24 protein-coding genes are annotated in these 15,039 nt (G+C 42.1%); 22 read left to right on the top strand and 2 right to left on the bottom strand.

Annotated elements, in window-relative coordinates:
* Nucleotides 1–136 precede the first annotated feature (136 nt).
* Nucleotides 137–1,042 carry a transporter substrate-binding domain-containing protein gene (locus BTR_RS07285; RefSeq protein WP_012232001.1) on the bottom strand — a complete coding sequence of 302 codons (906 nt, stop codon included), beginning with the start codon at nt 1,040–1,042 and terminating at the stop codon, nt 137–139.
* A 123-nt stretch (nt 1,043–1,165) separates the two neighbouring features.
* The gene (gene xth / locus BTR_RS07280; protein ID WP_012232000.1) at nt 1,166–1,948 is read right to left on the bottom strand and encodes an exodeoxyribonuclease III; all 783 of its coding nucleotides are present in this window, start codon (nt 1,946–1,948) and stop codon (nt 1,166–1,168) included.
* A 496-nt stretch (nt 1,949–2,444) separates the two neighbouring features.
* Between xth and rpsL the strand changes: the two genes are divergently transcribed.
* From rpsL to rplR, 22 genes are all read left to right on the top strand, one after another.
* Complete coding sequence (gene rpsL, locus BTR_RS07275; protein WP_005773262.1) at nt 2,445–2,816, top strand: 30S ribosomal protein S12; 372 nt, start codon at nt 2,445–2,447, stop codon at nt 2,814–2,816.
* Nucleotides 2,817–2,834: 18 nt separating this feature from the next.
* Nucleotides 2,835–3,305 (top strand): 30S ribosomal protein S7, encoded by a 471-nt coding sequence (rpsG, locus tag BTR_RS07270; RefSeq protein ID WP_012231999.1) that lies wholly within the window; start codon nt 2,835–2,837, stop codon nt 3,303–3,305.
* 24 nt (nt 3,306–3,329) lie between these two features.
* A complete protein-coding gene (gene fusA / locus BTR_RS07265) occupies nt 3,330–5,414 on the top strand; it encodes an elongation factor G (RefSeq protein ID WP_012231998.1) in 2,085 nt (694 codons plus the stop codon).
* A gap of 65 nt (nt 5,415–5,479) precedes the next feature.
* The gene (tuf, locus tag BTR_RS07260; RefSeq protein ID WP_012231465.1) at nt 5,480–6,655 is read left to right on the top strand and encodes an elongation factor Tu; all 1,176 of its coding nucleotides are present in this window, start codon (nt 5,480–5,482) and stop codon (nt 6,653–6,655) included.
* 61 nt (nt 6,656–6,716) lie between these two features.
* Nucleotides 6,717–7,025: a 30S ribosomal protein S10 gene (gene rpsJ, locus BTR_RS07255; RefSeq protein ID WP_005773267.1), complete on the top strand. Its 309-nt coding sequence runs from the start codon at nt 6,717–6,719 to the stop codon at nt 7,023–7,025.
* A 27-nt stretch (nt 7,026–7,052) separates the two neighbouring features.
* Nucleotides 7,053–7,790, top strand: a complete 738-nt coding sequence (gene rplC, locus BTR_RS07250; protein ID WP_012231997.1) for a 50S ribosomal protein L3 — start codon at nt 7,053–7,055, stop codon at nt 7,788–7,790.
* A gap of 2 nt (nt 7,791–7,792) precedes the next feature.
* A complete protein-coding gene (gene rplD / locus BTR_RS07245; RefSeq protein WP_012231996.1) occupies nt 7,793–8,413 on the top strand; it encodes a 50S ribosomal protein L4 in 621 nt (206 codons plus the stop codon).
* Nucleotides 8,410–8,703, top strand: coding sequence for a 50S ribosomal protein L23 (locus BTR_RS07240; RefSeq protein ID WP_005773270.1), 294 nt, complete (start codon nt 8,410–8,412; stop codon nt 8,701–8,703). Before rplD ends, BTR_RS07240 begins: the two co-directional genes overlap by 4 nt.
* Before the next feature lie 21 nt (nt 8,704–8,724).
* Nucleotides 8,725–9,558 (top strand): 50S ribosomal protein L2, encoded by an 834-nt coding sequence (gene rplB, locus BTR_RS07235; RefSeq protein WP_012231995.1) that lies wholly within the window; start codon nt 8,725–8,727, stop codon nt 9,556–9,558.
* A gap of 15 nt (nt 9,559–9,573) precedes the next feature.
* Nucleotides 9,574–9,852, top strand: coding sequence for a 30S ribosomal protein S19 (rpsS, locus tag BTR_RS07230; RefSeq protein ID WP_004855734.1), 279 nt, complete (start codon nt 9,574–9,576; stop codon nt 9,850–9,852).
* 2 nt (nt 9,853–9,854) lie between these two features.
* Nucleotides 9,855–10,244 carry a 50S ribosomal protein L22 gene (rplV, locus tag BTR_RS07225; RefSeq protein WP_012231994.1) on the top strand — a complete coding sequence of 130 codons (390 nt, stop codon included), beginning with the start codon at nt 9,855–9,857 and terminating at the stop codon, nt 10,242–10,244.
* On the top strand, nt 10,244–10,954 hold the full coding sequence (gene rpsC / locus BTR_RS07220; protein ID WP_012231993.1) for a 30S ribosomal protein S3: 711 nt from the start codon (nt 10,244–10,246) through the stop codon (nt 10,952–10,954). The genes rplV and rpsC overlap by 1 nt, the downstream gene beginning before the upstream one ends.
* A 36-nt stretch (nt 10,955–10,990) precedes the next feature.
* Entirely contained in the window at nt 10,991–11,404 is a 414-nt protein-coding gene (rplP, locus tag BTR_RS07215) for a 50S ribosomal protein L16 (RefSeq protein ID WP_005773276.1), read from the top strand.
* A gap of 12 nt (nt 11,405–11,416) precedes the next feature.
* Nucleotides 11,417–11,617, top strand: coding sequence for a 50S ribosomal protein L29 (gene rpmC / locus BTR_RS07210; RefSeq protein ID WP_012231992.1), 201 nt, complete (start codon nt 11,417–11,419; stop codon nt 11,615–11,617).
* An 11-nt stretch (nt 11,618–11,628) separates the two neighbouring features.
* The gene (gene rpsQ / locus BTR_RS07205) at nt 11,629–11,868 is read left to right on the top strand and encodes a 30S ribosomal protein S17 (RefSeq protein WP_012231991.1); all 240 of its coding nucleotides are present in this window, start codon (nt 11,629–11,631) and stop codon (nt 11,866–11,868) included.
* A 143-nt stretch (nt 11,869–12,011) separates the two neighbouring features.
* Nucleotides 12,012–12,380, top strand: coding sequence for a 50S ribosomal protein L14 (gene rplN / locus BTR_RS07200; protein WP_004855715.1), 369 nt, complete (start codon nt 12,012–12,014; stop codon nt 12,378–12,380).
* 12 nt (nt 12,381–12,392) lie between these two features.
* Nucleotides 12,393–12,707: a 50S ribosomal protein L24 gene (rplX, locus tag BTR_RS07195; RefSeq protein WP_012231990.1), complete on the top strand. Its 315-nt coding sequence runs from the start codon at nt 12,393–12,395 to the stop codon at nt 12,705–12,707.
* Nucleotides 12,700–13,257, top strand: a complete 558-nt coding sequence (gene rplE, locus BTR_RS07190; protein WP_012231989.1) for a 50S ribosomal protein L5 — start codon at nt 12,700–12,702, stop codon at nt 13,255–13,257. Before rplX ends, rplE begins: the two co-directional genes overlap by 8 nt.
* Nucleotides 13,258–13,281: 24 nt before the next feature.
* Nucleotides 13,282–13,587 carry a 30S ribosomal protein S14 gene (gene rpsN / locus BTR_RS07185; RefSeq protein WP_005773283.1) on the top strand — a complete coding sequence of 102 codons (306 nt, stop codon included), beginning with the start codon at nt 13,282–13,284 and terminating at the stop codon, nt 13,585–13,587.
* Nucleotides 13,588–13,601: 14 nt separating this feature from the next.
* A complete protein-coding gene (gene rpsH, locus BTR_RS07180; protein WP_012231988.1) occupies nt 13,602–14,000 on the top strand; it encodes a 30S ribosomal protein S8 in 399 nt (132 codons plus the stop codon).
* A 39-nt stretch (nt 14,001–14,039) separates the two neighbouring features.
* Complete coding sequence (gene rplF / locus BTR_RS07175) at nt 14,040–14,573, top strand: 50S ribosomal protein L6 (protein WP_012231987.1); 534 nt, start codon at nt 14,040–14,042, stop codon at nt 14,571–14,573.
* Between the two features lie 12 nt (nt 14,574–14,585).
* The gene (gene rplR, locus BTR_RS07170) at nt 14,586–14,948 is read left to right on the top strand and encodes a 50S ribosomal protein L18 (RefSeq protein WP_012231986.1); all 363 of its coding nucleotides are present in this window, start codon (nt 14,586–14,588) and stop codon (nt 14,946–14,948) included.
* Nucleotides 14,949–15,039: the final 91 nt, after the last annotated feature.

The following is a 15,039-nucleotide window of genomic DNA, read 5'->3' as shown; positions in this document are numbered from 1 at the left end:
GATATTCCCTCAAATTAGTCATTCACAAATAGGACGATAAATCAAGCGTATCTACATAGGCAGAATTTATTAAAAAGTGAACTAAAATATAAACCACACTCAATTTTTAAAAGAGTGTGGTTCTTCTTTTTAAATTCTATAAATCTTTTTCTGTGTAGCTTTCGCGCGGCTTATTGTTTGGGTGATTCCAAGCATATCTTGTTTGTTGTGATAAGGGAAGGTTCATAACAGTATTAGCAGGCGGAATCGGTTTCATAAACCATTTATTATAAAGCTTTTCAAGTGATTCGTCTTTAATCTGATGTAGGATACTATCGTTAATGGCTTGTTCAAAGTTTTTGTCATGTAATCTAAGCATGCAGGCGATAGGTTCGACTGAAAGTACGGTGTCAAGAATGACATAATCAGATGGATTTTTTGATTTTGCAATATGTCCAGCAAGAATTGAGGCATCCATAACAAATGCATCGGCACGACCAGATTCGAGTAATAAGAAACTATCTCCGTGATCTTTTCCTTTGACGACCTTAAAGTGAATATTTTTTGCACGTTTATTTTTACGAATAAGTTGAACAGATGTCGTACCGGTGGTTGTTGCAACTATTTTTCCATTTAAATCATCAAGAGATTTAATGTTAGAATTTTTCTTTACAGCAATTCGAACCTCTTCAACGTATGTCGTATACGCAAATGCTGCTTCTTTGCTGCGGGCAATATCATTTGTTGTTGAGCCGCATTCAAAATCATAGGTCTTGTTTTTTAAGAGAGGAATTCTATTTTGAGAAGTAATGGGAAGATAATGAATTTTAATCGATTTACCAATTTTTTTTGAGATATCATCAATGATATGTTCTGCCATTTCTGTATGAAAACCTACATATTTATTATTACCAAGGGCGTAGGCCAAACCAGATGATTCACGGACACCTAAAGTGATTTCCCCTGTTTGTTTTATTTTTTCAAGCGTATCGTTTTCAGCATGCGCGCCACTTGTGAGCCCAATGGCTGCTGCTGCAATAAACATTAACAATGATTTCTTCATTTATGCCTCCATTCATTTATTTTTTATTTTAGTTACTTAAGATATACTGTTTGCGTGGTGTAGCATAGTTATTCTCTTAAGTGGAATTTTTTTTGTTATTTCATGAAAGAGGGCTGTACTTTCTTAATTGATATTAAGATGAATCCAAACAGGAACATGATCAGATGGTTTTGGATACCCCCTTACTTCTGTTTGACTGTGCGCACAAATAAGGCGATCAACCGCTTCTGGTGATAAGAGTAAATGATCAATGCGAATCCCATTATTTTTAGGCCATGCTCCAGCTTGGAAATCCCAAAAACTGAAGGAGGGTGTATCGGTGACATTCCGGATAGCATCGTAAAGACCCAAATGAAGAATACGTTGGAATGCTTTTCTTGTTTTTTGAAGAAATAAGGCATCTTGATTCCATTCTTGAGGTTTTTTTGCATCTAACGGGGTAGGAATGACATTGTAATCACCGGCTAGAACAAGAGGCTCTTCATATGCAAGCAATGACTTTGTATGTGCATATAATCTTTCCATCCATTCCATCTTATAGGAATATTTTTCACTCTCAATAGGGTTTCCATTTGGTAAATAGAGAGATGCAATACGTACAACACCTTTGTTTGTTGAATAAACGGCTTCGATATAACGTGTTTGTTCATCATTATCGTTGCCTGGTAATCGACGGATCACTTCATCGGGTGTTTTTTTAGAAAGAATCGCAACGCCATTAAAACTTTTTTGTCCGTGTGTTTCTATATGGTATCCTAGATTTTCAATTGCATCACGTGGAAAACTTTCATCAATGCTTTTAATTTCCTGTAGGCAGACTATGTCTGGCTGACTTTTCTGTAGCCATTGATACAATGTTTCATGTCGTGCTTTTATTCCGGCAATATTCCACGTTGCTATTTTCATGGTGCTCATCATTTGATATTGAATATGCAATTTAATTTACTGCATTAATGTTTTACTGCAGTGGCATCGTTGCTTTTTTTGTTTATAGGGTGATATTACTATGGTAAATTGATTTATCAAGGGTTCCGATAAAAGCAGATTTAAAGTTTTTAAATTTAATTTATTTTGATTTTTGAAAACTTTCTTCTGCATTAGTTCTTGACGAATGGCTGCGTTCTCGCTATTAAACACGAACGTAACCGATGTGAAAGTGATCGTTTGTTTTGGATATGATAACAGAAGATCATTCAAACGGGTGTTAAAAAGATTAAAAGCAAATGCTAGTGCAAAAGGCTATTGCCTTCTCTGCTTGTGATCGGGTAGACTGTTTTTGCAGGTTTGCCCGGTTTTGTGTTTAGAATAAGTCATCTATGCCAATTTTATTGGAATGGGTGAAGATGAAAATAGAAAAGCCCAATTGGGTGAGACGAATATAGATTGAAAAGAGGAAGGTTACATGCCTACCGTAAACCAGTTGATTCGCAAGCCACGTGTGGCGCCCGTTAAACGTAATAAGGTTCCTGCTCTGCAGTCGAATCCGCAGAAACGTGGTGTTTGTACACGTGTTTATACAACGACGCCGAAGAAGCCTAATTCCGCTCTTCGTAAAGTTGCTAAAATTCGCTTGACGAATGGATTTGAGGTGATTGGTTATATCCCTGGAGAGGGACATAATCTTCAAGAGCACTCTGTTGTGATGATCCGTGGCGGTCGTGTGAAAGATTTGCCGGGGGTTCGTTATCACATTATTCGTGGTTTGCTTGATACGCAAGGTGTCAAAAATCGTAAACAGCGTCGTTCAAAATATGGCGCAAAGCGTCCAAAGTAATATTGAGAGACAAAGCCAATGTCCCGTCGTCATAGAGCAGAAAAGCGTGAAATTAATCCAGATCCTAAGTTTGGTGATTTGGTTATTACAAAATTTATGAATGCCATTATGTTTGATGGCAAAAAGTCAGTTGCAGAGCGTATTGTTTATGGTGCGCTTGATTCTGTAGAGAAAAAAGTAAAAGCAGATCCAGTGGATCTATTTCATCGGGCTTTGGAGAACGTTGCTCCTCATATTGAGGTTCGTTCACGTCGTGTTGGTGGTGCTACTTATCAGGTTCCGATTGATGTTCGTCCTGATCGTCGTCAGGCTCTTGCTATTCGTTGGTTGATTTCGGCAGCGTGTGGACGGAATGAGACAACAATGATTGAGCGTTTATCTGGTGAATTGATGGATGCGGCTAATAATCGCGGTTCTGCCGTGAAAAAGCGTGAGGATGTTCATCGTATGGCTGAGGCTAACCGTGCGTTCTCGCATTATCGCTGGTAGAGGTTTTAAACTAAGGCAAATATAATGGCTCGCGAATATAAAATTGAAGATTATCGTAATTTTGGTATTATGGCACATATTGATGCTGGTAAGACTACGATGACTGAACGTATTCTGTTCTATACGGGTAAGAATCATAAAATCGGGGAAACGCATGATGGTGCTTCTACGATGGATTGGATGGAGCAGGAGCAAGAGCGCGGTATTACAATTACATCTGCTGCAACGACGACTTTTTGGGAGGGGCGTGACGGTCGGAAGCGTCGCTTCAATATTATTGATACGCCAGGGCACGTTGATTTTACCATTGAGGTTGAGCGCTCTTTGCGTGTTCTTGATGGGGCGATAGCATTGTTAGATGCTAATGCTGGTGTTGAACCTCAGACAGAAACTGTTTGGCGGCAGGCTGAGAAATATCGTGTTCCTCGCATGGTTTTTGTTAATAAGATGGATAAAATAGGTGCTGATTTCTATCGTAGTGTAGAAATGGTTGGTTCTCGGTTGGGGGCTAAAGCACTTGTTGTACAGTTGCCGATTGGTGCTGAAAATGACTTTGAAGGCGTTGTTGATCTTGTTGAGATGAAGGCTTTAAAGTGGGACGGCTCTATTGGTGCTCCAGCAGTGATCGGTGAAATTCCTTCTGATTTAAAGGAAAAAGCTGAAGAATATCGCGAAAAACTCATTGAAATGGCTGTGGAGGTCGATGAGGCTGCTATGGAGGCTTATTTGGAAGGTGTTATGCCAACCAACGAGCAACTTGTTTCTCTTATTCGTAAGGGAACCGTAGAGGTTCAGTTTCATCCTGTTCTTTGTGGTACGGCTTTTAAAAACAAGGGTGTGCAGCCGCTTTTGGATGCTGTTGTTTCTTATCTTCCTTCTCCGATTGATATTCCGGCGATTAAGGGTATTGATGTAAAGACTGAGGCTGAGACGACGCGTGAATCTTCTGATGATGCTCCGCTGTCTATGCTTGCTTTTAAAATTATGAATGATCCTTTTGTTGGTTCGTTGACTTTCTGTCGTATTTACTCTGGTAAGGTTCATAAAGGTGTTTCTCTTGAGAATACTGTGAAGAAGAAGAAGGAGCGTTTAGGGCGCATGCTTCAAATGCATTCAAATTCTCGTGAGGATATTGAAGAAGCATTTGCTGGGGATATTGTTGCTCTTGCTGGTCTTAAGGAGACGACAACAGGGGATACGCTTTGTGATCCTTTGAAGCCTGTTATTTTGGAGCGTATGGAATTTCCAGAGCCTGTTATTGAGATTGCAATTGAACCGAAAACAAAAGCAGATCAGGAAAAAATGGGTATTGCTCTTAATCGTTTGGCAGCGGAAGATCCTTCGTTTCGGGTTAAGTCTGATGAGGAGTCAGGTCAGACTATTATAGCTGGAATGGGTGAGCTTCATCTTGATATTATCGTTGATCGTATGCGGCGTGAATTTAAGGTTGAGGCCAATGTTGGGCAGCCTCAGGTTGCGTATCGTGAGTCAATTACTAAAACGGCGGAAATTGATTATACCCATAAGAAACAATCCGGTGGTGCTGGTCAGTTTGCTCGTGTAAAAATTGTTTTTGAGCCTCACGAAGGTGATGATTTTATTTTTGAGTCGAAGATTGTTGGTGGTGCTGTCCCTAAAGAATATATTCCGGGTGTCCAGAAGGGGATTGAAAGTGTTATGGGGTCAGGTCCTCTTGCAGGATTCCCTATGCTTGGTGTAAAAGCAACGCTCATTGATGGTGGTTATCACGATGTTGATTCTTCTGTGTTGGCTTTTGAAATTGCTGCTCGTGCAGCTTTTCGTGATGGCGCAAAGAAAGCTGGTGCACAGCTTCTTGAACCGATCATGAAGGTGGAAGTTGTTACGCCAGATGATTATGTTGGTGATGTTATTGGCGATCTCAATTCTCGTCGAGGGCAGATTTCAGGAACTGAAGCGCGCGGTATTGCAACAGTTGTTAATGCGATGGTTCCGTTGGCGAATATGTTTGGTTATGTGAATACCCTTCGCTCTATGAGTCAGGGGCGTGCGCAATATACAATGCAGTTTGATCACTACGAACCTGTTCCTTCGGCTGTTGCTTTGGAGATTCAAAAGAAATACGCGTAATTTCGGGTTGGTAAATTATTTTTTTTAACTTAGTCCTTGGCTTGGACGGAAAATGGAGAGCTCAAATGGCGAAGAGCAAATTTGAACGTACAAAACCGCATGTTAATATAGGTACGATTGGTCACGTTGATCATGGAAAGACTTCGTTGACAGCAGCGATTACGAAATTTTTTGGTGAGTTTAAAGCATATGATCAAATTGATGCAGCACCAGAAGAGCGTGCACGTGGGATTACCATTTCTACAGCCCACGTTGAGTATGAAACGGAAAATCGTCACTATGCCCACGTTGATTGTCCAGGACACGCCGATTATGTGAAAAACATGATCACTGGAGCCGCGCAGATGGATGGTGCCATTCTGGTTGTTTCTGCGGCTGATGGTCCAATGCCTCAGACACGTGAGCATATTTTGCTTGCTCGTCAGGTTGGTGTTCCTGCGATCGTTGTTTTTCTTAATAAAGTTGATCAGGTTGATGATAGCGAACTTTTGGATCTTGTAGAGCTTGAGGTTCGGGAACTTTTATCCAAATATGATTTTCCAGGTGATGATGTGCCAATTGTTAAAGGTTCAGCGTTGGCTGCTCTTGAGGACAAGGATAAAAGCATTGGTGAAGATGCGGTTCGTCTGTTAATGAGTGAAGTTGATAAGTATATTCCAACCCCTGAGCGTCCTGTTGATCAGCCATTTTTGATGCCGATAGAAGATGTTTTTTCGATTTCAGGTCGTGGGACGGTTGTTACAGGTCGTGTTGAGCGTGGTGTTATTAAAGTTGGGGAAGAAATCGAGATTATCGGTATTCGTCCAACGTCTAAGACAACAGTCACGGGTGTTGAAATGTTCCGCAAGCTTTTAGATCAAGGGCAAGCGGGTGATAATATCGGTGCTCTTCTTCGTGGTGTTGATCGTGAAGGGATTGAGCGAGGTCAAGTATTGGCGAAGCCCGGATCTGTTACACCTCATACACGATTTAAGGCAGAGGCTTACATTTTGACGAAGGATGAAGGCGGTCGTCATACACCGTTTTTCACGAATTATCGTCCACAGTTTTACTTCCGTACGACGGATGTTACGGGTATTGTCACGCTTCCAGAAGGAACGGAGATGGTTATGCCAGGGGATAATGTTGCAATGGATGTGTCTCTGATTGTTCCAATAGCGATGGAAGAGAAACTTCGTTTTGCTATTCGTGAAGGTGGTCGTACTGTTGGTGCCGGTATCGTCTCTAAAATCATTGAATAAATAATGCTTGTTAAGCGCCTTGATTATTGAAGGCGCTTTATATGACAGGGAAATAAAGAGCATGAACAGTCAAAATATTCGCATTCGCTTGAAAGCGTTTGATCATAGAATTCTGGATACGTCGACGCGTGAAATTGTATCGACTGCTAAACGGACCGGTGCGAATGTCCGTGGTCCCATTCCGCTTCCGACGCGGATTGAGAAATTTACGGTCAATCGTGGGCCGCATATCGATAAGAAGAGCCGTGAGCAGTTTGAAATGCGTACGCATAAGCGTCTTCTTGATATTGTTGATCCAACGCCGCAAACAGTGGATGCGCTTATGAAGCTCGATCTTTCTGCTGGTGTGGATGTAGAAATTAAGCTCTGAGGTTTGAGGACAGAAGGAACAGACCCGATGCGTTCAGGTGTAATAGCACAGAAGCTGGGCATGACCCGTATTTATAATGATGCTGGTGAGCATGTGCCGGTGACAGTACTTCGTTTGGAGAATTGTCAAGTCGTTGCTCAGCGTACAGTTGAAAAGAATGGTTATACTGCTGTTCAATTAGGTGTAGGCTTTGCTAAGGTTAAGAATACTTCACAAGCTCTTCGTGGACATTTTGCTAAGGCTTCTGTTGAGCCTAAAGCCAAAATAGCAGAGTTTCGTGTAAGCCCCGATAATCTCCTTGATATCGGTACTGAGATTACAGTGGAGCATTTTGTCCCAGGACAGCGCGTTGATGTGACGGGCACCAGTATTGGTAAGGGATTTGCCGGTGTTATGAAAAGGCATAACTTTGGTGGGCACCGCGCTTCCCATGGTAATTCGATCACACATCGTGCTCATGGTTCTACGGGGCAGTGCCAAGATCCTGGTAAAGTTTTTAAAGGGAAAAAAATGGCTGGCCATATGGGGCAGGTGCGTGTAACAACACAAAATATTGAAGTTGTTTCCACTGATATTGAGCGTGGTTTAATTTTAGTGCGTGGTGCTGTTTCTGGTTCTAAGGGTTCTTGGATTTTGGTAAGAGATGCCGTGAAGAAACCGCTACCTGATAATGCTCCAAAGCCTGCTGGTATTCGCCGTCTTGTGAAGGAGAAAACAGAAATGGTTGCTCCGGTGACGGAAACCTCTGAAGTTGAGGGAGCCTAATAATGGATCTTGTAATTAAAACTCTTGATGGTCATGAAGCTGGTAAATTAAAGGTTTCTGAATCTATTTTTGATCTTGTTCCGCGTGAGGATATTTTACAGCGTGTTGTTCGTTGGCAACTTGCACGTCGTCAACAGGGAACCCATCAATCACAAGGGCGCTCTGATGTGTCACGAACGGGGGCGAAGATGTTTAAACAAAAGGGAACAGGGCGTGCTCGACATTCATCTGCCCGTGCACCACAGTTTCGAGGTGGCGGTAAGGCACATGGGCCGGTGTTTCGTAGCCATGCACATGATCTTCCTAAAAAGATTCGTGCTCTTGGTTTACGTCTTGCTTTATCTGCAAAATTAAAAGCGAAAGATTTAATTGTTGTGGATGAGTTGGCTGTTAAGGATGCTAAAACGAAAAAACTTGTTTCTCATTTTTCTAAGCTTGGATTTAATAATGCTCTCTTGATTGGTGGTCAAGAGATTGATATTAACTTTTTTCGTGCAGCATCGAATATCCCTAATATTGATGTTTTGCCCATTCAGGGAATTAATGTGTATGATATTTTGCGTCGCAGCAAACTTGTTTTATCAAAGGCAGCTGTTGAGGCTCTTGAGGAGCGTTTTAGATGACAGATCTTCGCCATTATGATGTAATTATTAGTCCAGTTATTACTGAAAAGTCGACTATGATTTCTGAATATAATCAAGTTGCTTTTAATGTCGCGCCGAAAGCGACGAAACCTGAAATTAAGGCTGCTGTTGAGGCGCTTTTTAGCGTAAAAGTTAAGGCAGTTAACACGATAGTCCGTAAGGGTAAAGTGAAACGTTTTAAGGGTATTGTTGGTCGGCAGAGTGATGTCAAGAAAGCGATCGTAACTCTGGCCAGTGGTCAGACTATCGACGTTTCGACAGGTCTTTAAAGAGGCTCGGAGATAGGAATAATGGCACTTAAGCAATTTAATCCAACAACACCTGGGCAGCGTCAGCTTGTCATTGTGGAACGTTCTGGTCTTTATAAGGGAAAACCTGTAAAGATGTTAACTGAAGGTTTGTCTTCGAAGGGTGGACGTAATAATCGAGGTCGTGTTACTGCTCGTTTTCAGGGTGGTGGTCATAAACGAAGTTATCGGTTTGTCGACTTTAAGCGTCTTAAGCGTGATGTCTTAGCGAAAGTTGAGCGTTTAGAGTATGATCCTAATCGCACCGCTTTTATCGCTTTGATTCGCTATGAGGATGGGCAATTAAGTTATATCCTTGCACCACAGCGTCTTGGTGTTGGTGATTCTGTTGTCGCTGGTTCAAATGTTGATGTTAAACCAGGAAATGCTATGCCCCTTGGCAATATGCCGGTTGGTACAATTATTCATAATGTTGAAATGAAGCCAGGAAAAGGGGGGCAGATTGCACGTTCAGCGGGTGCTTATGCGCAGTTGGTTGGACGAGATCATGGTATGGCTATTCTTCGTTTAAATTCTGGTGAGCAGCGTTTGGTCTCTAGCAGCTGTTTTGCAACTGTTGGTGCTGTTTCAAATCCTGATCATGGGAATATTAATGATGGTAAGGCAGGTCGGTCACGTTGGCGTGGTAAGCGTCCACATGTTCGTGGTGTTGCTATGAACCCTGTTGATCATCCGCACGGTGGTGGTGAAGGTCGTACATCGGGGGGACGTCATCCGGTGTCTCCTTGGGGTAAACCTACGAAAGGTAAGCGTACGCGCTCCAATAAAGCCACTGATAAGTTTATTATGCGTACGCGTCATCAGCGCAAGAAATAAGAAAGGTAGTCTGAAGTGGTTCGTTCAGTTTGGAAAGGTCCGTTTGTTGACGGCTATCTTCTTGGTAAAGCAGAGAAGGTACGTGCAAGTGGGCGCAATGAAGTTATAAAAATATGGAGTCGTCGCTCTACTATTTTGCCGCAATTTGTTGGTTTAACTTTTGGTGTTTACAACGGCAATAAGCATATTCCTGTTTCTGTTTCTGAAGAGATGGTTGGACATAAGTTTGGTGAGTTCGCTCCTACCCGGACTTATTATGGTCATGGTGCCGATAAAAAAGCGAAGAGGAAGTAGGAATGGGAAAAGCTAAGGTTCCGCGCCAGCTTAAAGACAATGAAGCAAAGGCTGTCACACGAACAATTCGTGTTAGTCCGCAGAAGCTTAATTTAGTTGCTGCAATGATTCGCGGGAAAAGAGTTAATGTGGCGCTCGCTGATTTGACATTTTCGCGTAAACGTATTGCTGCTACTGTGAAAAAAACGCTTGAATCAGCGATTGCAAACGCAGAGAATAACCACGATCTTGACATTGATTCGCTTATTGTCGCAGAGGCTTATGTTGGTAAGTCGATTGTGATGAAACGTTTTCATGTTCGTGGTCGCGGGCGTGCTAGTCGAATTGAGCGTCCATTTTCACATCTTACTATTATTGTTCGTGAAGTTAGCGAAAAAGTGGAGGCCGCGTAATGGGTCAGAAGATCAATCCAATAGGACTTCGTCTTGGTGTTAATCGGACCTGGGATTCTCGTTGGTATGCTGATAGTGGTGAGTATGGACGTCTTCTTCATGAGGATTTGAGAATTCGTTCTTATGTGCTTGAAGAGCTTAGGCAGGCAGCTATTTCTAAGGTCGTTATTGAACGTCCTCATAAAAAATGTCGTGTTACGATTCATTCTGCACGTCCTGGTTTGATTATCGGTAAAAAGGGTGCTGATATCGAGAAGCTTCGTCGTAAGCTTTCAGAAATGACCAATGCTGAGACTTCATTGAATATTGTGGAGATTCGTAAGCCAGAGATTGATGCTACGATTATTGCACAGTCAATTGCTCAACAGTTAGAGCGTCGTGTTGCTTTTCGTCGTGCAATGAAGCGTGCTGTTCAATCTGCTATGCGTCTTGGCGCGGAAGGTATTCGTATCAATTGTTCTGGTCGCCTTGGTGGTGCTGAAATTGCTCGTATGGAATGGTATCGCGAAGGTCGTGTTCCACTTCATACCTTGCGTTCTGATGTCGATTACGGTACAGCAGAAGCTAAGACCGCTTACGGTATTTGTGGTATTAAAGTTTGGGTCTTTAAGGGTGAGATTCTTGAACATGATCCGATGGCTTCAGAACGTCGTGCTACGGAAGCTGATCAATCTGGTTCTTCATCGAATCGTCGCCGCGAAAATGCTTAGTTTTTGAGATTAAACTAAAATTTGGAGTAGAGAACAATGTTGCAGCCAAAGCGCACAAAGTTCCGTAAGCAGTTCAAGGGCCGTATTCACGGTGTTGCGAAGGGTGGTACGGATTTGAATTTCGGTGCCTACGGTTTGAAGGCTGTTGAGCCGGAGCGGGTTACTGCTCGTCAAATTGAAGCAGCGCGTCGTGCGATTACACGTTATATGAAACGTTCTGGTCGTGTATGGATTCGTATTTTTCCAGATCTTCCGGTTACATCTAAACCGACTGAAGTTCGTATGGGTAAAGGTAAGGGAAGTGTCGATTATTGGGCTGCACGTGTTGCTCCTGGGCGCGTCATGTTTGAGCTTGATGGGGTTCCTGAAGATGTTGCGCGTGAAGCACTAAGGTTGGGCGCTGCAAAGTTGCCTATAAAAACGCGTTTCATTCAGCGTATTGCGGAATAAAGAGGTTAAGCAATGAGAGCCAGAGAATTACGGGCGCAAACGCTCGACCAAATGAAAGATGAGTTGGCTAAATTAAAGAAAGAGCAATTTAATTTGCGCTTTCAAAAAGCAACAGGTCAATTAGAAAAGACTGCACGTGTTAGACAAGTTCGTCGTGATATTGCGCGCATTAAGACTTTTCTTCATCAAAAATTAAGTGAAAGTAAGGTTTAAGGAAATAAGAGATGCCTAAACGCGTTTTGCAGGGTGTTGTTATTAGCGACAAAAGCGATAAGACTGTCGTTGTCAAAGTTGAGCGTCGTTATTCTCATCCGCTTCTTAAGAAGACTGTTCGGCAGTCTAAAAATTATAAAGCGCATGACGAAAACAACCAATTCAAGATTGGGGATCAAGTTTCTATTCAAGAATCGAGACCAATTTCGAAAGATAAATGTTGGATTGTTGTAAAAGACAATGTAGCGTAATGAGTTAAGTTTATTGTTTTAGAATTTAACAGTGGTTTTTCGTTGGTAAATTTGAAGGCGATAACTTTATCGTTATTTGGCAGGCAAATCCGATTGTATAAAAGATACAAGCGGATATAGATGTTAAGAAAAGGTGGCCAGTCATGATTCAGATGCAAACAAACCTCGACGTTGCTGATAATTCTGGTGCTCGTCGTGTCATGTGCATCAAGGTGTTAGGTGGTTCAAAGCGTAAATATGCTTCGGTCGGTGACATTATTGTTGTTTCGGTTAAGGATGCTATTCCTCGTGGCCGTGTTAAAAAGGGTGATGTTATGAAAGCTGTTGTGGTTCGTACTGCTAAGGATATTCGTCGCGCAGATGGTAGTGTCATTCGTTTTGATAGTAATGCTGCGGTTTTAGTGGATAACAAAAAAGAGCCGATTGGTACGCGTATCTTTGGACCAGTTCCCCGTGAATTGCGTGGGAGGAATCATATGAAGATCATCTCGCTTGCTCCTGAAGTGCTATAAGGAGTTAATATTATGCAGAAGATTCGAAAAGGTGATAAGGTTGTTGTTTTATCCGGTAAGGATAAAGGATGTAGTGGTGAAGTAATTAAGGTTAGTCCGAAAGAGAATAAGGCTTTTGTTCGTGGGATTAATATGGTTAAGCGTCATCAGCGTCAAACGCAGAAGCAAGAAGCAGGAATTATTTCTAAAGAAGCTCCGGTTCATCTGTCTAATTTGGCGATTGCTGATCCTAAAGATGGTAAGCCTACGCGCGTAGGCTTTCGTATGAATGCAGATGGTAATAAGGTACGTTTTGCCAAGCGTTCGGGAGAATTGATTAATGGCTGAGGAAAGACAAATACCGCGTATGAAAACGCATTATTTTGAAGTAATTCGTAAAGCACTTCAAGAGAAGTTTAATTACAAAAATGCGATGCAAATTCCGCGGATTGATAAGATTGTAATCAATATGGGGATAGGTGAGGCAACTGCTGATTCGAAGAAACCTTCCCTTGCCGCTGAGGATTTAGGACTCATAACAGGTCAAAAGGCTGTTGTTACCCGTGCGCGTAATTCTATTGCGACCTTTAAAGTTCGTGAAGGAATGCCTCTTGGGGCTAAAGTGACATTGCGTAAAGATCGGATGTTTGAGTTTTTAGATCGTCTTGTTACGATTGCTCTTCCGCGCGTTCGTGACTTTCGTGGTTTAAATCCAAAGAGTTTTGATGGTCGTGGCAATTTTGCTATGGGCATTAAAGAACACATTGTGTTTCCAGAAATTAACTATGATAAGGTTGATCAAATTTGGGGCATGGATATTATCGTTTGTACGACAGCAAAAACGGATGATGAAGCGCGTGAATTATTGCGTGCTTTTAATTTTCCTTTTCGCTCGTAACGGCAAATGTAGCGAGGTGAAATTATGGCCAAAGTAAGTGCCGTTGAAAAAAATAAGCGTCGTGAGGTGATGGTGAAGCGTTATGCAGCACGTCGTGCACGTCTGAAAGCAATCGTTATGGATCAGAAGGTTTCTCTTGAGGAACGTTTTAAAGCTTCTGTTCAATTGGCAGAATTGCCACGTAATTCTTCCAAGGTTCGTATTCGTAATCGCTGTGAGGTTTCAGGTCGTCCGAGGGCTTATTATCGTAAGTTAAAAATGTCACGGATTGCATTGCGTGAACTTGGTTCTATTGGCCATATTCCTGGTATTGTAAAGTCTAGTTGGTAAGAGGAGATTATTTAATGTCTATGTCAGATCCTCTTGGTGATATGTTAACACGTATTCGTAATGCTCTTGGTCGCAAAAAAGACAAGGTAGTTACGCCAGCTTCGAAGCTTCGTGCGCATGTTCTTGATGTTCTTCAGTCGGAAGGTTATATTCGCGGGTATAATCAAGTTGATTTGGGTGATGGGAAAGCTGAGCTTGAGATCGAATTGAAGTATTTTGAAGGGATGGCTGCTATTCGTGATATTTCACGTGTGTCAAAGCCGGGTCGTCGTGTGTATGTTTCTGCTAAGTCACTTCCACAGGTGGCAAATGGTTTAGGTATTTCGGTTTTGTCGACTCCTAAAGGCGTTATGGCTGATCATGAAGCGCGTGAACAGAATGTTGGTGGAGAACTCCTTTGTCGTGTTTTCTAAGGTATGTCAAGAAAACGGAAGAAAAAGTAGGTTAGAACAATGTCTCGTATTGGAAAAAGACCCATTTCAATTCCTTCTGGGGTTACTGCTACCGTTGAAGGTCAGCTGGTTAAGGCAAAAGGTCCAAAAGGTGAACTAAGTTACGTCGTTAATGATGAAGTTTTAGTTAAATTCGAGGAAAATGTCATATCCGTTATGCCGCGGGATCAGTCAAAAGATGCGCGCTCTAAGTGGGGTATGTCACGCTCAATGATTGAGAATATTTTTTGTGGTGTAAAAGATGGTTTTGAAAAAAGGTTAGAGATCAATGGGGTTGGTTATCGTGCTGCTTTGCAGGGTAAGGATATTCAACTCTCTCTAGGTTTTTCGCATGACGTGGTGTATAAAGTTCCATCGGGTGTTACTGTAACTGTTCCTAAGCCTACAGAGATTGTTATTTCTGGTATTGATAAACAGCAGGTTGGACAAGTTGCAGCGGAGATTCGCGAATATCGTAGACCTGAGCCTTATAAAGGTAAAGGTGTTAAGCATGCAGATGAACGTATCTTCCGTAAAGAAGGTAAAAAGAAATAAGGATTTTGTATTATGGTTTCATCTAAGGACATTATCCAGCGTCGTGCAAGACGTGTTCGTCGTAGAATCAAGATGGTTTCTCATGATCGTCCTCGGCTTAGCGTTTATCGTTCCAATCAGAACATCTACGCGCAGGTTATTGATGATTTACGGGGATGTACGCTTGTTTCAGCTTCTACTCTTGAAAGTGATTTGAAAAAATCATTAAAAAGTGGTGCTGATAAAGAGGCCGCTTTTGCCGTTGGTAAGTTAATTGCTGAGCGTGCGAAGAAAGCTGGTGTTAATGAAGTGGTTTTTGATCGTGGAGCCTATGTATACCATGGTCGAGTCAAAGCTTTGGCTGAGGCTGCTCGTGAAGGTGGTTTGAGCTTTTAAAGTTTCCTCCTTATTGGATGAGGAGGGATACTTTAGAGTATTTCGTTTAAGTTCTTCTGGTTTGATGAGGAGCTTTGTTATCGTGCTTCCG

It is taken from the genome of Bartonella tribocorum CIP 105476 (assembly GCF_000196435.1).
GTDB classification, from domain to species: domain Bacteria; phylum Pseudomonadota; class Alphaproteobacteria; order Rhizobiales; family Rhizobiaceae; genus Bartonella; species Bartonella tribocorum.
This window is presented reverse-complemented; position numbering and strand designations above follow the sequence as displayed.

Bases quoted from the DNA above. Each gene is read 5' to 3' on its own strand.
- BTR_RS07285 (WP_012232001.1), bottom strand. From the start codon at position 1,042: ATGAAGAAATCATTGTTAATGTTTATTGCAGCAGCAGCCATTGGGCTC.
- xth (WP_012232000.1), bottom strand. From the start codon at position 1,948: ATGAAAATAGCAACGTGGAATATTGCCGGAATAAAAGCACGACATGAA.
- rpsL (WP_005773262.1), top strand. From the start codon at position 2,445: ATGCCTACCGTAAACCAGTTGATTCGCAAGCCACGTGTGGCGCCCGTT.
- rpsG (WP_012231999.1), top strand. From the start codon at position 2,835: ATGTCCCGTCGTCATAGAGCAGAAAAGCGTGAAATTAATCCAGATCCT.
- fusA (WP_012231998.1), top strand. From the start codon at position 3,330: ATGGCTCGCGAATATAAAATTGAAGATTATCGTAATTTTGGTATTATG.
- tuf (WP_012231465.1), top strand. From the start codon at position 5,480: ATGGCGAAGAGCAAATTTGAACGTACAAAACCGCATGTTAATATAGGT.
- rpsJ (WP_005773267.1), top strand. From the start codon at position 6,717: ATGAACAGTCAAAATATTCGCATTCGCTTGAAAGCGTTTGATCATAGA.
- rplC (WP_012231997.1), top strand. From the start codon at position 7,053: ATGCGTTCAGGTGTAATAGCACAGAAGCTGGGCATGACCCGTATTTAT.
- rplD (WP_012231996.1), top strand. From the start codon at position 7,793: ATGGATCTTGTAATTAAAACTCTTGATGGTCATGAAGCTGGTAAATTA.
- BTR_RS07240 (WP_005773270.1), top strand. From the start codon at position 8,410: ATGACAGATCTTCGCCATTATGATGTAATTATTAGTCCAGTTATTACT.
- rplB (WP_012231995.1), top strand. From the start codon at position 8,725: ATGGCACTTAAGCAATTTAATCCAACAACACCTGGGCAGCGTCAGCTT.
- rplV (WP_012231994.1), top strand. From the start codon at position 9,855: ATGGGAAAAGCTAAGGTTCCGCGCCAGCTTAAAGACAATGAAGCAAAG.
- rpsC (WP_012231993.1), top strand. From the start codon at position 10,244: ATGGGTCAGAAGATCAATCCAATAGGACTTCGTCTTGGTGTTAATCGG.
- rplP (WP_005773276.1), top strand. From the start codon at position 10,991: ATGTTGCAGCCAAAGCGCACAAAGTTCCGTAAGCAGTTCAAGGGCCGT.
- rpmC (WP_012231992.1), top strand. From the start codon at position 11,417: ATGAGAGCCAGAGAATTACGGGCGCAAACGCTCGACCAAATGAAAGAT.
- rpsQ (WP_012231991.1), top strand. From the start codon at position 11,629: ATGCCTAAACGCGTTTTGCAGGGTGTTGTTATTAGCGACAAAAGCGAT.
- rplN (WP_004855715.1), top strand. From the start codon at position 12,012: ATGATTCAGATGCAAACAAACCTCGACGTTGCTGATAATTCTGGTGCT.
- rplX (WP_012231990.1), top strand. From the start codon at position 12,393: ATGCAGAAGATTCGAAAAGGTGATAAGGTTGTTGTTTTATCCGGTAAG.
- rplE (WP_012231989.1), top strand. From the start codon at position 12,700: ATGGCTGAGGAAAGACAAATACCGCGTATGAAAACGCATTATTTTGAA.
- rpsN (WP_005773283.1), top strand. From the start codon at position 13,282: ATGGCCAAAGTAAGTGCCGTTGAAAAAAATAAGCGTCGTGAGGTGATG.
- rpsH (WP_012231988.1), top strand. From the start codon at position 13,602: ATGTCTATGTCAGATCCTCTTGGTGATATGTTAACACGTATTCGTAAT.
- rplF (WP_012231987.1), top strand. From the start codon at position 14,040: ATGTCTCGTATTGGAAAAAGACCCATTTCAATTCCTTCTGGGGTTACT.
- rplR (WP_012231986.1), top strand. From the start codon at position 14,586: ATGGTTTCATCTAAGGACATTATCCAGCGTCGTGCAAGACGTGTTCGT.